The 14,255-nt window shown below is 35.8% G+C and carries 14 protein-coding genes; 6 read left to right on the forward strand and 8 right to left on the reverse strand.

Annotation, left to right across the window (positions count from 1 at the left end; all coding sequences use genetic code 11):
* Nucleotides 1-10 precede the first annotated feature (10 nt).
* Nucleotides 11-1,204, reverse strand: coding sequence for an ATP-binding protein (locus LA20249_RS07250; protein ID WP_057737115.1), 1,194 nt, complete (start codon nucleotides 1,202-1,204; stop codon nucleotides 11-13).
* Between the two features lie 183 nt (nucleotides 1,205-1,387).
* Here LA20249_RS07250 and LA20249_RS07255 point away from each other — a divergent pair, with 183 nt between their 5' ends.
* The 3 genes from LA20249_RS07255 to LA20249_RS07265 all read left to right on the forward strand — a co-directional run bounded on the left by LA20249_RS07255 (nucleotide 1,388) and on the right by LA20249_RS07265 (nucleotide 3,702).
* The gene (locus tag LA20249_RS07255; RefSeq protein WP_057737500.1) at nucleotides 1,388-2,137 is read left to right on the forward strand and encodes a TerC family protein; all 750 of its coding nucleotides are present in this window, start codon (nucleotides 1,388-1,390) and stop codon (nucleotides 2,135-2,137) included.
* 163 nt (nucleotides 2,138-2,300) lie between these two features.
* Entirely contained in the window at nucleotides 2,301-3,257 is a 957-nt protein-coding gene (locus LA20249_RS07260; RefSeq protein WP_057737117.1) for a quinone oxidoreductase family protein, read from the forward strand.
* A gap of 1 nt (nucleotide 3,258) precedes the next feature.
* Nucleotides 3,259-3,702, forward strand: a complete 444-nt coding sequence (locus LA20249_RS07265; protein ID WP_057737119.1) for a MarR family transcriptional regulator — start codon at nucleotides 3,259-3,261, stop codon at nucleotides 3,700-3,702.
* Between the two features lie 14 nt (nucleotides 3,703-3,716).
* Here the strand turns inward: LA20249_RS07265 and LA20249_RS07270 are convergent, their stop codons facing one another.
* The 3 genes from LA20249_RS07270 to LA20249_RS07280 all read right to left on the reverse strand — a co-directional run bounded on the left by LA20249_RS07270 (nucleotide 3,717) and on the right by LA20249_RS07280 (nucleotide 6,537).
* Entirely contained in the window at nucleotides 3,717-5,120 is a 1,404-nt protein-coding gene (locus tag LA20249_RS07270; RefSeq protein WP_057737122.1) for an APC family permease, read from the reverse strand.
* 184 nt (nucleotides 5,121-5,304) lie between these two features.
* Complete coding sequence (locus LA20249_RS07275) at nucleotides 5,305-6,150, reverse strand: helix-turn-helix domain-containing protein (protein WP_057737502.1); 846 nt, start codon at nucleotides 6,148-6,150, stop codon at nucleotides 5,305-5,307.
* Nucleotides 6,151-6,177: 27 nt separating this feature from the next.
* Nucleotides 6,178-6,537 (reverse strand): DUF488 domain-containing protein, encoded by a 360-nt coding sequence (locus LA20249_RS07280; protein WP_057737124.1) that lies wholly within the window; start codon nucleotides 6,535-6,537, stop codon nucleotides 6,178-6,180.
* Nucleotides 6,538-6,707: 170 nt separating this feature from the next.
* Between LA20249_RS07280 and LA20249_RS07285 the strand changes: the two genes are divergently transcribed.
* Together LA20249_RS07285 and LA20249_RS07290 are read left to right on the forward strand one after the other, a co-directional pair.
* Nucleotides 6,708-7,145 (forward strand): Hsp20/alpha crystallin family protein, encoded by a 438-nt coding sequence (locus LA20249_RS07285; protein WP_057737126.1) that lies wholly within the window; start codon nucleotides 6,708-6,710, stop codon nucleotides 7,143-7,145.
* Between the two features lie 82 nt (nucleotides 7,146-7,227).
* On the forward strand, nucleotides 7,228-7,665 hold the full coding sequence (locus tag LA20249_RS07290) for an Hsp20/alpha crystallin family protein (RefSeq protein ID WP_057737128.1): 438 nt from the start codon (nucleotides 7,228-7,230) through the stop codon (nucleotides 7,663-7,665).
* Nucleotides 7,666-8,187: 522 nt separating this feature from the next.
* Here the strand turns inward: LA20249_RS07290 and LA20249_RS07295 are convergent.
* The 3 genes from LA20249_RS07295 to LA20249_RS07305 form a co-directional block, all read right to left on the reverse strand.
* Nucleotides 8,188-9,150: a LacI family DNA-binding transcriptional regulator gene (locus tag LA20249_RS07295; RefSeq protein WP_057737130.1), complete on the reverse strand. Its 963-nt coding sequence runs from the start codon at nucleotides 9,148-9,150 to the stop codon at nucleotides 8,188-8,190.
* Nucleotides 9,151-9,380: 230 nt separating this feature from the next.
* Entirely contained in the window at nucleotides 9,381-10,094 is a 714-nt protein-coding gene (gene ubiE, locus LA20249_RS07300; protein ID WP_057737132.1) for a bifunctional demethylmenaquinone methyltransferase/2-methoxy-6-polyprenyl-1,4-benzoquinol methylase UbiE, read from the reverse strand.
* 9 nt (nucleotides 10,095-10,103) lie between these two features.
* Complete coding sequence (locus LA20249_RS07305) at nucleotides 10,104-10,712, reverse strand: histidine phosphatase family protein (protein ID WP_057737134.1); 609 nt, start codon at nucleotides 10,710-10,712, stop codon at nucleotides 10,104-10,106.
* A gap of 210 nt (nucleotides 10,713-10,922) precedes the next feature.
* Between LA20249_RS07305 and LA20249_RS07310 the strand changes: the two genes are divergently transcribed.
* Nucleotides 10,923-12,248: a uracil-xanthine permease family protein gene (locus LA20249_RS07310; RefSeq protein WP_057737136.1), complete on the forward strand. Its 1,326-nt coding sequence runs from the start codon at nucleotides 10,923-10,925 to the stop codon at nucleotides 12,246-12,248.
* A gap of 11 nt (nucleotides 12,249-12,259) precedes the next feature.
* On the opposite strand, the gene LA20249_RS07315 is transcribed toward LA20249_RS07310, so the two are convergent.
* Nucleotides 12,260-14,149 carry a fructose-bisphosphatase class III gene (locus LA20249_RS07315; RefSeq protein WP_057737138.1) on the reverse strand — a complete coding sequence of 630 codons (1,890 nt, stop codon included), beginning with the start codon at nucleotides 14,147-14,149 and terminating at the stop codon, nucleotides 12,260-12,262.
* Nucleotides 14,150-14,255: the final 106 nt, after the last annotated feature.

Genomic DNA, 14,255 nt, shown 5'->3' on the forward strand with positions numbered 1-14,255 from the left:
TTCAAATTTTCTAATTCTCTAACAGCCAATCAATTATATTAATTACTGGTATTCCATCAATATCTTTTATATCTGGATAATGTCTTTGAGTGATTAATAATTTTTGATAATTATCTGATATATTTAATAAATTATCTGTTTCATAACTATTTCTGGGAATTTCATATGTGACTTGGATATACAAAATTTCATCTATTCTTCTTGCTACAAAGTCGATTTCTTTAGTATCCAACTTACCCACATCAACTTTATATCCTCGTCTAATTAATTCCAAATATACAATATTTTCTAGTTGACCTGAATAATTTCCTGGTCTTCGGCCGACTGCATTGCGCCTTAAACCTGGATCAACGATAAAATATTTGCCCGCTGTTCGTAAATAAGCTCGTCCACGTAAATCATATTGTCTGCCACGATAAAAAAGAAATGCGTCTTCTAACAACTGTAAATATCTCTCGATTGTATGATTGGAAACGTTAATTCCTTCGCTTTTCAGAGTCCCCGCAACACTAGCAGCTTTAATTAGTTGACCTGTATTGTCTGCCAAAAATCCGACCAAGCCTCGTAAAGATTCTGTATCACGTACGTTAGCTCTCATAGAAATATCATTTAAAATAATAGTATCAAAAATGCCTGACAAAATTGTATCCTTAATTGTTTCATCAGCTAATACAACTGAAGGAAATCCTCCATAACGTTCATATTCTAAAAACGCCTCATCGACTCTTCTAGAACCAATTGCTATATTTTTAGCTGACAGAAACTCTTTAAAAGAAAATGGATAGATAGGAATCTCAACATAGCGTCCACTTAAAAGCGTAGCTAATTCTCCAGAAAGCATTTTAGCATTAGATCCGGTTACAACAATATCACAATTATAACTTACCCTTAGACCATTGATTACACTTTGCCAGCCATCAACCATCTGAATTTCATCAAACATAAAATAATAATGTTTATTCTTATTTAATCTTGGAGTCAATAATCCAATTAAATCTTTTTGGGTTCTAATTCCTAATAAATCAAAATCTTCAAAATTATAATAAAGAATCGATTTTTCAGAAATTCCCCTACCTTTCAAATAATCTCGATATAACATTAGAAGTACGGATTTACCAGAACGTCTAACACCAGTTATAACCTTTATTGCATCGATATCCTTAAATTTAATAAGTTTATTCAAATACATATCACGCTGAATCATAATTATCCCCTCACAAAATGGAAGTATACTTCCATTTTAATAGATATTTCAAAAAAATGGAAGTATACTTCCATTTTCAAATATAAAATAATCACTAATTGTAAATACACTTAATTATCTGGTATGATTTACCCAACAAAACAAATAGAAAGCAAGGAATCGTGATTGAATGCACTAGTAAATATGTATGGACCTTTCTTTGACCTACACAATTGGGCCACAGTTATTGAATCAGGGGAAGATTGGTTAGTTATTTTATCGTTGGTAATAATGGAGTGTATGCTGTCAGTTGATAATGCTGTGGTTTTAGCTGCTCAAACTCAATCATTACCAAACAAAGTAGAACAGGAAAAATCACTGTTTTATGGACTTTTTGGAGCTTATATTTTTAGATTTCTAGTCATTGGGGTCGGCGTTTATTTGATCAACTTCTGGTGGATCAAGGTCTTCGGTGCTGGGTACCTCTTCTATCTCTTCTTAAAACACTTCTTCTTCAATAAAAAAGAAGTTCAGGTACCAACTGAACCTAAAAAGGAGAATGCTCTAGAAAAGCACTTGCACATTTCTAGATTCTGGCAAGTTGTCATTTCAATTGAATTAATGGATATTGTTTTCTCAATTGATTCTGTTTTAGCTTCTCTAGCTATTTCCAGTAATCCAGTTATCGTTTTGATTGGTGGTATGATTGGTATCCTAGCTATGAGAGGTATCGCCGAATTGATCATGGGCTTGATGAGTAAGATTCCTGAATTAAACGGTATGGCTTACTTCTTAATTCTCTTTATCTCTATCAAGTTGTTCCTCTCCATCCCTGCCATTGATATTGAAATACCAAATCTTGTTTTCGTAGGTGTCTTAATTGGCGCAATTATCGTGACATTGATTATTCATGTTATCAACAACAATAAAGCGCCTAAGGATAAGGAAAAATAACTTTTAAAAGGCATGACTTCAACATTTTGAGGTCATGCCTTTTTATTTGTTTCTGGTATAATAAATCAACACTTTAAAGATAGTTGCATTATGCACATATTGGTGCTACATTAATAGGCGCATAATGCACATAAAATAAAAAACTAAAAAAGAAGGAATTTAAATGAAAGCAGCTATTGTAACCAAAGCAGGAACCAATCCTGTTTACTCAACTTTTAAAGAACCAAAAAATACAGCGGATGAACTAAAAATCAATGTCACTGCGGCAGCTTTGACTAATCTAACAAAGATGCGGGCCTTAGGTAATCACTATTCTTCCACCCAAAGTTTCCCTATCATTGCTGGAACTGATGGTGTTGGAACTACCAATGAAGGCAAAAGAGTTTATTTCGCCATGCCAACGGCACCATTTGGCGCTTTAGCCCAACAGACTATAGTTAATAAGCATTTAATTGTACCAATACCTAAAGAACTAGACGATATTACTGCAGCAGCTATTGCCAATCCAGGAATGTCATCTTGGGTGGCTCTAGTTAGTCGTGCCCATTTCAAAGCAGGACAAACCGTCTTGATTAATGGAGCCACTGGTAGTGCCGGCAGTCTGGCTGTTAAAATTGCTTACCATCTAGGTGCTAAAAAGGTCATTGCGGCTGGTCGTAACGCCGAAAAATTATCCAAGTTAGGCGCTGATGCCACCGTGCCGTTTGATATGACGACTAAAGATGGAATCGATCAATTTGAAAAAGACTTGGATCCATATTTCAAAGAAGGAATAGATGTCGTCTTGGATTATCTATGGGGCGATAGCGCACTATCCATCATGACAGCTATTGCTAAAGCAGGTAATCGCAATAAAAGTCGCTTTGTCAGTATTGGCGCTGCCAGTGGTCAAAAAGATATTAACTTGCCTTCATCATTATTACGTTCTTCAACAATTGAAATCCTTGGAAGTGGTGTTAGAAGCGCTTCAATGCCAGAATTATTGGCAAGTATCAAAGGTGTCTTTGAATTTGCGGCGGCAGAGAATATTTCAATACCTGTAAAAACTTACCCACTAGAAAATATTGAAAGTGCCTGGAACGCACCCACTCAGCCACGTGTCGTTGTTGAGGTTAAATAAGTTGATCGAAGAAGAAATCTATAAAAATTTAATCAATATCTTGGTCTTCTTTAATCGAACTGACCGTGATAAGAAATTAATTCAGGCGGCTGGAGTCGAATTGGAGGCTACTTCTCTACAGGCATTTATTAGTATTGGAAGAATGCAGCCAATAAATGTCAGTGATTTAGCCAATGTTTTGGGAAAGAGCCACTCTAGTACTAGTCGACAAATTGATAAGCTGGAAAGAAATGAATTAGTGATAACTTATAGTTCTAAAAAGGATTCACGGATTCGCTCAATTCAGTTGTCAAAAAAGGGTATGCAAATAATAGAAAACCTCAATGAGGCTAGATTGCAAGCAATGCAGAAGGCTTTTGGCTCTTGGCAAGAAAATGATAAACAGTCACTATTATTGAATTTAAAGCATTTGTCTAAAACAATTGATGAGATGAGTCAAAAATAGCCTCCAAATGGAGGCTATTTTTTATTTTGCAATTTAGAATGTTTCAAACCATAAGTGAAGTAGACGACGATTCCAACTGCAATCCACAAGCCAACACTAATCTTGGAGATAGCTGGCAGCATTAACAAGAAATATAAGCTTGCTAAGCCTGCAAAGATTGGCAGTGCTGGGTACCAAGGCATTTTGAAGCCATCGTTAGGAATATCCTTTCTCTTACGTAGAGGAATTATTCCAAAGGAAATAAAGATAAAGGCTAAAAGGGTTCCGGCATTGATCAAGGAGGTCAATTCAGTCAAGGGAACTAATCCAGCAAAGAATGCTTGAACGACTGTTGCCACGATAATGGCATTACGTGGAACTGAATGTTTGAAATCGACTTGACCCATTTTCTTTGGCAACAATCCATCACGTCCTAATGCGTAAACTAGTCGTGAGCCACCGAAAAACATTGTTAATAACGATGTAAAGATACCCACCAATGCTCCAAGCGTGATTAGTTTATTCCAAGTATCCAGATGAACAACTTTCAAAGCGTAAGCTGCTGGATCATCAACGTTCAATTCCTTATAATTAACGATTCCGGTCAATACTAAGGAGAAGGAAACGTACAAAATCACGGCAACGACGACGGTTCCCAAGATACCTTTGACCATATCCTTTTTGGGATCAATCGTTTCAGCAGAGTTAGCTGCCAATGCATCGAAACCGACAAAGGCGAAGAAAACGGTTGAGCAGGCTGTCGAGATCCCGCCTAAACCAAATGGCTTTGTATGAAACTCTTTCGGATAAAATGGCACATAGTTGCTCGACTTAATATAGAAGAAACCGACAACTACGAACAAGATGATGATTGCTACTTTGATGATTACTGCCACATTCTCAACCTTTTTAGAAAGACTGGCACCGTAAGAAATAATTACAGCAATCACCAAGACGATTAAAGTCGCCGAGATATTGATAACTCCACCTTCTAGTGGTCCTGCTGAGAGATACTTGGGTAAATTGACACCTATAGCGCCTAAAATATTATTGTTAAAATACGAGGCGAAGCCAACTGCCTCGGCTGATACGGTTAGAAAATATTCCAAAATCAAAGCCCAGCCAAGAATCCAGCCAACAATTTCACCATAAATCACGGCACCAAACGAATACGCTGAACCAGCAACAGGCATTGCTGATGAAAATTCTGCATAGGCCATCCCCACTAAACCAGACACCAATGCTGCAATCAAGAAAGCCACTGCCACAGCAGGTCCTGCATGTAACGCCGCTTCATGCCCTGGCAAAATGAAAATACCAGTACCAATTACTGCTCCAATCCCTAGTGACAACAGATCTCTTGCACCTAAACTCTTTGTTAGTCTCGAATCAGCCTTTATGTAGGTATCGACAGATTCTTTTTTAAAGACATTTTTCATAAAAATTTCTCCTTAAATTACGCAGAAACAAGTTATTAACATTAAGTTTAAATTTTACTACAATTTTTTTCATAAAAAAAGGACTTATGTATATAAATCGTATACACGCGTTCAATCATCCTTTACAAAAAATGTAGGAAAAATGACGATTATTAACGCGCCATCTTTCCTACATTTTTTATTATTAATTGATATCTTCAACCCGATATTTTGTAGGTGCATAACCAGTGTACTTCTTAAAAGTCTGACTAAAATAACTTAACCTCGTAAATCCTAATGAATCTGAGATCTCGTTGATACTCTGATTGGATTCTTTCAAGAGAATCATTGCCTTTTGAATTTTTCTGGCATTCAAATAAACTGAGAAGCTCAACCCCGTTTCCCTTTTAAAGAGCTTGCTAAAATAATAATCTGACAAATATACTCGACCAGAAAATTGATCTAAAGTTAAACGCTTATCCAAATTATTATCAATGAATTCGATGGCTGCTATGATTGAGCCATTCGATGTTGATAAATGTTTAATTCTTTTTAAAGCATCACTTTCATTTTCGTCCAGATTATCAATTTCTTTATTCAGATCCAAGGAATATTTAATAACGAAATCATCAATTCCACGATTTTGAATAATCAAGTTAGCAATGCTTTCAATTAAATAGCGTAAATAATCAACTTGTCTATTCAGTTTTTGCATCACTAAAACATTTTTCATGTCAGCGCTTTTTTCAACATCACAGGCAACACAAACTTTACCGATTCGTTGATTAATTGCAGCTATTCTCACCGGAGCGTCGGCATATTCAATACTATACTTATATTTATTGACACTAAGTTTAGATAAATCCCCCATCTTATCTACCTTTGATAAAGCGTCGCTTTCTGATAACTTACCAAACACACCAGCTTGTAAATTGTCATCATTATTCAATACAAAAACAGCTATCTCATTGGTTTGAGCATAAGATTGTAGTAAATGAATAAGCAACTTATCATTACTAGACAACAGAGACTGCAAATCAAATTCTTCCATGATCATTAGCCAACCATTCTACAATATTTAAATATTTGAATTTAGATATTCCATTAGAACTACAGCATCGTTATGTTCCTCATCCTTTGCACTGTATAAAATAAGTACGTCTTGTTTCAAGAGAGCTTCCTTTATTGTTTTTAAAAACTCTTGAGTATAAGGATTATTGTTAATTTCATCCAAATATTTATTTTTAAACTCTAAATATTTCTCTGGATCATGTCCAAACCATTTTCTTAATTCAGTTGAAGGGGCGATTTCTTTTGCCCACAAATCAAGATCGGCCCGAACTTTCGACATCCCTCGAGGCCAAAGTCGATCCACCAAAACTCGATATCCAGCTGGCAATTCTTTATCGTAGATACGCTTTAAAACCAGTTTAGTCATCTTTAACATCCTCTTTTTTATCAATTTTATTGTATCACATCAAATATGATTATTTTTTTCATATTTTTAACATTTTTAGCACTCAGCAATTGAGAGTGCTAAATTCTTGAATTTTAATCCGGATAGGTCTTATACTGTATTTGTAATGAAGGGAAAGGAAGTAATGATCTATGGCAAATGAAATTACTGATCGTAACAATCTGATGAGAAATTGGTTCAATAATGATTCTTGGATGAATAATTTTCCATCAATATTTGATGCCAATTTCCCAGAAAGCTCATATTTAAAGACTGATATTAAAGAAACAGATAAGGATTATCAATTAAAGGTTGATCTTCCTGCAGTCGATAAAAAGAACTTAGATATTACTTACAACAACGATATTTTAACTATCAGAGGTCATCGTGACAGTTTCGATGATCATAATGATAAGAATGGCGACATGATTATGTCAGAACGTTCCAGCGGACGCTTCAGTAGACAATACAATCTGCCAGAAGTTGATCCAGACAATGTCAAAGCTACCTATGATAATGGCGTTCTTCAATTGACGCTTCCAAAATTAAAGAAAGACGTTGACTCTGGACACCACATTCAAATCAGCTAATTGTTTTACTATTTTTTTTGACGTTTCATTAGCACTCCATCTACAGTAGTGCTAAAAAATAAACAAAGGAAGTATATAATTTATGGCAAACGAAATTATGGATCGTAACAATTTGATGAAAAACTTTTTTAATAATGATGGTTGGATGAACAATTTCCCATCAATCTTTGAAGACAATCTAATGGAAGACTCATCATTGAAGACTGATATCAAGGAAAGCGATAAGGATTATGAAGTTCACGTCGATATGCCTGCTTTTGATAAGAAGAATATTGACATTAACTATCAAAACGATGTTTTAACTGTTAGCGGTCGTCGTGACAGTTTCAATGATCATAATGACGAAAATGGCGATATGATTATGTCCGAGCGTTCCAGTGGTCGCTTTATGAGACAATACCATTTACCAGCAGCTGATGTTAAAAATATCAAAGCTACTTATGATAATGGTGTTTTGAAAGTCGTTCTTCCTAAACTAGAAAAGGAAACACCTTCACAACATCACATCGACATCGACTAATTATAGTTATATGGGGGCGAGGGATTGATTCTATTTTGAATCGTACATTTAATAAATGTCGAATTCACAAAATCTTCACATTTTATAAATATATAATTCATAAAGGTTAAGTATTATAGTATTTGTAGATGAGAGATATAAGTAATCCCTTTTCTCACCCCCCTATAACATATATATTTAATCCCCTAATAAAAAAGTACCTTTCCCCGAGGTACTTTTTTTATTGTCTTTTGAGTCTCAGTTGGTAGTAGTTGACTTAAAAATACGATATACTATTCAGTGAAGAGTAGATTTTTCTACTCTCATGGGATGTGGCTCAGTGAGTCACAAAGGACTAAGAATTTATAAAAATAAAAGACTTATCAATAAATGGGCTATCCGTAATTTAAATTTACTTTTAAATCGTAATTAAACGATAAGCCAATAAGTATAAACTGAAAAAAAGAGTCACTGATTCTTTTCTTCATCCCCCCTACAAACCAACATAATCCCCTATAAAAACATCCTCCAATCAGGGTGTTTTTATTTTTGCATTCGTTCTTGAAGTGCACCTCGAGCAATGAATTCTGAAGGAATCAATTTCTTAACCGTCTTATCTTCAAATAGAGACCAAAAAGCATATTCCCCTATTTCTGACAATTTATGATCAATTGTTGAAAAATCCATCAAAAAACTGTAATCCAGATTCTCCTGTCCAATTACTGGAAGTTTGATTTGCATTTTATCCAACTGGTAAATTATACCCGCAGCAACTTGGTCGCCATTAGCAAAAATTACATCCAATTCTTTATTATTAGTCGTTAGTTCTTTTGCGGCCCTGATACCGTCTCTAAAAAACTGCATATCACGAATAACCAATTTTTCAGGAATCTCATGTTGAAAGACTTCATGATATGAATCAATCGTCAATTTGGCACTTCGACTCTCACGTTCGTTACGGCTTATCGTAACGCCGATATGTTGAAAGTCCAATTTCTTGAGTAATTTAAAAGCTTCGATAAATGAAATTTTCCGATTAGTATAAGCACAAGAAATGGGAAAATTTAACGTATCTTCACAACAAGTAATTGGACCATAATTTTGATATTCCTGGATTTTTTCAAAAGAAATTGCTCGAGAAGTAAAAATCAATCCATCAAAAGCTTGGTGTTTCAACATTTCCAAATAATGTATTTCACTCTTAGCGTTATAGTGCGATGGTAATAACGTGACTTGGTAATTTTCTTTGAAGGCTGCTTGGGTAATTGCTGAAACTAATTTTTGAAAATATGGGTGATTACTATACGGCGTAACGACTCCAACACGGTAAGTTTTTCCAGTGCTAAGAGCTCTAGCAATGTCATTGGGATGATAGTTTAGTTCCTTCATGGCACTTAAGATTTCTTCTTTAGTCTGCTTGGCAACATAGCTTCGATGATTGAGCACTCGGGAAACGGTCGAAACTGAATGACCTGAAAGTTTGGCAACATCACGAATATTGGACATAGAACCACTCCTTTTTTACAATTGTTAGCTTCCTACAACTGCTTTTCTTTGATTAAATTCTAATAATTTCAAAAGTTCACAATTTCTTCACATTTTCAATATAATTGGTTCACACTTATTAGTTATAGTATTACTTGTAGATGAGAGAGAGATCTCTTATCTCATCCCCCCTATAACATATATATTTAATCCCCTAAAAATAAAAGAACACCTTCCCCGGGTGTTCTTTTTTATTGCCTTTTTTTGACTGCACTGTGAATTGCAGCAGCTTTCATCATTAAATCATCCACTTCAATATTTTCAAATCCTACATTTTGCATCATTTGGCAAAGCTTCTCAATACTGACAAAATGATTGACGGAATCATCTAAATATTGATAATCAGATTTATTTTTGGCAAAAACTTTTCCCATCAGGGGCATTATATGATTAAAGTATAGCTTCCAACCAGTTTTAATAATCGGTGTTTCCACCTTAAAAGCTTCCAAACAGACTATTTGTCCATTCGGCTTCAAGACACGATAGATCTCACTTAAGACCTTATCGGCGTCGGGAACATTTCTTAAGCCAAAACCAATCGTCACGACATCAAAACTATTGTCCGAAAAATTCAATTTCATGGCATTTCCCGACTCCAAAGTAATGTTGGTTACCTTTGACTTAGCTACTTTTTGTTGAGCTAGTTTCAACATTTCTTGACTGAAATCTACTCCAATGACTTTTGCATGAATGAAACGATGAGCTAACATCACAGTCCAATTAGCCGTACCACAACAAAGATCCAAAATATCTTGAGGTTGGTTATTGATCTTTTGAGTCGCCTTTTGACGCCAGCTTTGATGAGTCCCCAGACTCATGATCGTATTTAATCTATCGTAATTGCCAGCAATATTATTAAAAGTTCTCTGAACATCTTTTTCAGGTACTTTATTCGTTAAACTCATAGTTTGCCTCTAGTCAATATTATTTACACGACCGTAGTATACAAGATATTTGTTGCCACTTGCTGAAACTTTATACTTAGAAACACCACCATTGTTAGGCTGGATAATTTTAGAAATATCTTGCGCACCCGTGGTAACTTTTAAGAATGAGCGGCTAACGAATCCGTGACACACGACTAGAATCTTCTCATCGCCCTTTTTTCCCATTTCATCCATAAAATTCTCTACTCGTTTGTATACGTCAGCGTATTCTTCGCCATTTTTAGCATACTTAGTGTAATTAGGTAAAAGATAATGGTTCTCATCGAATGCGTCTGGATACTTCTCTAATAACTCGGTTTCTTTTAAGCCGTCCCATGAACCGTAATCTGCTTCATAAAGGCGCTTGTCTTGATGTATCTCGTGTGCACCCTGGTTCAAAATTTCTGCTGTTTGCATAGCTCGCTTCATAGGGCTTGTGTAGACTTCATCAAATTTATTAATATCAATATATTCTTCTAATTCCTCAATTTGCTTGATACCTTTGGCGTTTAAGGGCATATCAGTAGACATACCATTAATCCGAGCCTCTGAATTAGTGTCTGTCTCACCATGTCTTACAATATATAATTCAACCATAAATTTCTCCTCATTGTTAACGCTTAAAATCTCCTTTTAGTATTTCATTATTGACTTTACAATGCAACTCAATTATAGTGAAAGAAATTAAATGATCCTTTAAATTTTGGTCCCGTGAGGCTAATAAGGAAACACGTACGTCTTTTATTTCGCATACACGGGATAAAGGACTATTTTTTTACAAAAAAATAATTTTGGGGAGATGTTTTTTTGAATCCAAATAGTAAAGAATACCGCAATCCTGATGCGGTTTTAGATGTCTACGAAAAGCCACCGTTAAGCAGCTGGGCTTTCTTATCATTACAACACTTATTCTCAATGTTTGGGGCGACAGTTCTAGTGCCACTTCTGGTCGGACTTGATCCTAGTATCGCCTTATTCAGTTCTGGTGTTGGTACTTTGATCCACATTTTAATTACACATCGTAAAATACCAGCTTACATGAGTTCTAGTTTTTCCTTCATCGTTCCAATGGTTTCATTGATGAAGACTGTTGGTTATCCTGGTGTTGCTCAAGGTACTATCGCTGTTGGTTGTGTTTATTTAATCGTTTCACTTATCGTTGGTTTCGTTGGTTCAGATTGGATCGACAAAGCCTTGCCACCAATCGTTGTTGGACCCATTGTCATCGTTATTGGTATGTCGGTTGCTGGTAGTGCCGCTGACAATGCCATGATGAATGGCTCCCACTATGATTTGAAATACTTTGGTATTGCAATGTTTACCCTCTTTTTAACAGTTATTCTGAATATGTATTTAAGAGGTTTCTGGAGTAATATTGCGATTCTGCTTGGTATCGTTGGTGGTTACGTCCTTTCCGTTGCTTTAGGAATCGTTGATTTTTCTAAGGTTATTTCTACACCATGGTTCAAGATGCCTGCCTTTGATTTAATGTTCGTCAACTACATGCCTAAGCAGATTTATTGGGGCGCTATTCTGAGTTTTGCTCCCATAGCTTTTGTAACGATGGCTGAACATTTGGGTCATATCATGGTATTGGATGAATTGACTCATCGTGACTTCTTCAAAGATCCTGGTCTTCACAAAACTCTAGCCGGTGACGGTACAGCTTCAATCGTTGCTGCCTTTCTAGGTGGTCCTCCGGTTACATCATACGGTGAAAACATTGGCGTGATGGCTGTTAATAAGATCTACAGTGTCTACGTTGTTATTGGTGCGGCGGTCTTCGCTGCTTTGTTCGGGTTCGTTGGTAAGTTAAGTGCCTTGATTCAAACCGTACCTGGTCCTGTCATTGGTGGTATCAGTTTCGTCTTATTCGGTGTAATTTCTTCAAGCGGTTTAAGAATATTGGTCGATAACAAAGTCGACTTCAATGAAAAACGTAATCTGATGATTGCTTCGGTTATCCTAGTTATCGGAATTGGGAACGCCTATCTACAAGTTGGTAGCTTCCAATTCACTGGTGTCAGTGTCGCTACAGTTGTCGGTATTCTATTAAACTTGATTTTGCCTAAACATGCTTTGTCTGAAAATTGGAATGAAGATAAAGATAATTGGCAAGAAAATAAAAAATAACTCTTCAAAAATTAATCTTTCAATTCAGCACATAGATCTTCTATGCGCTGTTTTATTTTGTCTCCAAAGTCAGTATCAGTAACCATCTTTTGTTCGTCAAAACGTTCAATCGTCTTTCTTTGCGTTGCTATTTCAGCCGAAAAGACCGCGTCATTTAGCGAAATGAATGGACTTAACTTAACTATCTGCATTCCAAATGAATTGTATAGCAGTGTGAATCCACCTTCATTTTGAATCTTGGGACGACCACCATTGACAAAAATAATTTTTCCCTTACTCAAAGGAGACTTCGCTTTAACCTCCGGAGTACGTCCAATAACGATACGACTATCTTCTTCCAAATCAAACTCATCTTTAATCCGTTCAACAAACCATTTTTTGTCGCATAATTTATAGAATGGATTTAAGCTTTCTTTTTGCAAATCAGCATCGTCAATGAAGTATCGCTCGAATGTAGTCATCTTGTCTTTGCCAAACAATGGCGAATCCTTCCCCGACCATAGATACCACAGAACGTCAGAATTAAAACAATCACCAGTAGTTGGATGGCGCATTGCATCCCGCAAAACGCTAGTAAAGTAATCAAAGAGATCTCTACCCGAATATTTGCGACTGTCAATCTCCCATTTAATGAAATTCCCTTGCTCATCAACTGGTACGCAACCGTGGAATAGTAAATTTCCATTGTGCTTTAGATACATTGAGCCATGATCAAACATGAACCACATATGCTCATTTAATTTGCTGGAATTGATAAACTGATTAATTAAATCAATCAAGACCACCTGTTCTGGATGTGAAATTTGATATGGGTTAGCCGGATTAACCATCTGAAAACAACCATTGGTAATATTATATTTCACACCACCAATTTCAATAGTCCTCTTACTCTGACTCAGTTTATCCAAAAAGAGCCTGTCATCCATTTCAAATTCTGGGCGCCGTTTAATTGCCTGACCCTCAAGCTTGAATTGCATAATTGTCGCTGCCTGCTGCACACAATTATCGGTAACTAGTTCTTCCTTAGGAATCTCTTCTACATTATCAACTTTTGGCTCAAAATTAGGCAATGGACGATAGCTGTGACGGGCAAATTTAACAATTGAAGTCAGATCAATATCATACGCTTCATTCAATAATTTCAAATTATGATAACGTGCACAAATACGAATCAGATTCAGCATACACAATTTAGATCCCGCCATGCTGCCCATCCAGAGAATATCGTGATTACCCCATTGAATGTCAAAGTTTTGCCAGTGGTCGCTCAAGTAAGCTATCACCCGATCGGGATGTAGACCTCTGCCATAAATGTCGCCAAGAATATGAATCCTTTCAATAGCCATTCTTTGAATCGCATGACAAAGAGCAATGATAAAATCATCTGCCAACCCTAATTTAACAATGCTTCCTAATAAACCTTGGCAGTAAAGCTGTTTACTATTATAACTAGTATCAATCATCAACAAGTTTTCAATAATTTCCCAAAATTTGGGTTGAACCGACTCTTTGACTAATTTTTTAGGATATTTGTTTGCCATGTAACGCAACATTTCTATCAAATTATTAAAGGTATCCATCTGCCATTGTTCTAAATCTGGTTTATCAGTTAATTTATTCTGTACATTTTTCAAAACCTCAGATGGATAATAAATTAAACAAGCTAATTTTTTTTGATTGGATTTCGTTAATCTACCAGTAAACAATTCCTCAACTTTCTTACTGATATTCCCTGCACCGCTTCTCATAATATGTGAAAAGCGATCTGATTCTCCATGAATATCACTAATGAATGCCTCTGTCCCCTTTGGCAAATTCAAAGTTGCTGATAGATTGACGATTTCCGACGCAATTTCGTTTCTATTCTTTTCTACTTCTTTATGACTGAATCTAGTTTTCATCGAAATCTCCCCAAAGATAATAATGTTTGTCTTAATGATAGCGCATTCAACTATATCTGTGTTAGTCGAAAAGTATTATTCCAACTATCCACTTGATATTTGAGTT

Source organism: Companilactobacillus alimentarius DSM 20249, assembly GCF_002849895.1.
GTDB classification, from domain to species: Bacteria; Bacillota; Bacilli; order Lactobacillales; family Lactobacillaceae; genus Companilactobacillus; species Companilactobacillus alimentarius.